Here is a 266-nt window from a genome sequence, read left to right as displayed (position 1 = left end):
CGCGCATGCATGACGCGGCATAATCGAGGAGTCGGCATAATGCCTGTGAGAACGCAATCAGGCCATTTACGGTCGGCATAAAAAACTGGCTCTTCTATGACACGGTCGCTGGAGCGAATGCCGCGGCCAACCCGTATTCGCCGATCGACACGTGTAAGGTGAACAGCGTCGACCCGCACGCTTATCTGGTCGCGTTGTTCAAGGTACTCCCGCTCGCGCACAGCGCAGACAATTACGAGGCCTTGTTGCCGTGGCGGGTCGCGGCC

At 59.0% G+C, this 266-nt stretch carries 1 protein-coding gene and 1 pseudogene; both read left to right on the top strand.

The window, feature by feature from the left end; translation table 11 throughout:
* Positions 1 to 50 precede the first annotated feature (50 nt).
* Positions 51 to 107 (top strand): annotated as a pseudogene (locus SB765_RS30375) (hypothetical protein); the annotation flags it as partial.
* Between the two features lie 36 nt (positions 108 to 143).
* A partial coding sequence (locus SB765_RS30370) for a transposase domain-containing protein (RefSeq protein ID WP_410932587.1) occupies positions 144 to 266 on the top strand: 123 nt, incomplete at its 3' end.

It is taken from the genome of Pseudomonas sp. SIMBA_067, from assembly GCF_046534675.1.
Classification (GTDB): Bacteria; Pseudomonadota; Gammaproteobacteria; order Pseudomonadales; family Pseudomonadaceae; genus Aquipseudomonas; species Aquipseudomonas putida.
This window is presented reverse-complemented; position numbering and strand designations above follow the sequence as displayed.